Origin of the sequence: Paraclostridium dentum (assembly GCF_012922555.1) — a bacterium.
Lineage (GTDB): Bacteria > Bacillota > Clostridia > Peptostreptococcales > Peptostreptococcaceae > Paraclostridium > Paraclostridium dentum.
The window spans coordinates 1-682 of the sequence record NZ_WIPK01000075.1 but is presented as its reverse complement, the minus strand read 5'-3'; the positions used below and the strand labels follow the sequence as shown (position 1 = coordinate 682).

1 protein-coding gene is annotated in these 682 nt (G+C 45.2%); it reads right to left on the bottom strand.

Going from position 1 to position 682, the window contains the following annotated elements; genetic code table 11:
- Positions 1-101: 101 nt before the first annotated feature.
- Positions 102-682 (bottom strand): LamG-like jellyroll fold domain-containing protein (locus GFJ41_RS17830; RefSeq protein ID WP_170075987.1); only part of this gene is annotated, 581 nt, incomplete at its 5' end.

The window sequence follows — 682 nt, the reverse complement described above, 5'->3', positions numbered from 1 at the left end:
ATACATACGACTGTAGTGCGGCCTTCTATGAATGAAATGTCTGTGTGCATGGACATGGTGGGTTTTCTGTACTACATCTGTTCATGTATTTAATCTAGAGGCTAAACATTATGTGAGTTACAGACCTTATATGAAGTTTCCTTACTTTCAACAATCACATACCCATTTATACTATAGTCTAGTGAGTTCCAGTTGATAACGTTGCCTGGCTTAAACTGCCCACCATGTGAATAATGCGCGATCTGGCCAGGAGACAGAACAGAGTCCCACATGTGCACATCAGTCAGCATCCCGACAAATGCAGCTTTAATGTCAAAACCTCCACCGTAACTGTCTTGCTCTTGACCCAGTATGATTTTTGGAGTGCCGGTTAAAGAACTTCCGGCCTTGCATCCTTTCCGTGAGCTCGGGAATCCATTGACCCAGAACTGAGCGAGTCCTGTGATAGAATCCCAGGTGACACACACTGAATTCCAGCCATTGGGATTATCCTGTACGAAGTCCAAAAAGTGAGTTACCTGTCCCAACACACTTAAGCTATACGTTTGTTTTACTTTCCAAATTACAAAACCATTGTCTTGTGACGGCAGAGCAAGTGAGAAGTAGGTCGGACCAGGGAGGTCTGAGAAGGCACGCACACACACGGTGACAGCGGTGGAGATCTTGTCCATCTCAGGATTCA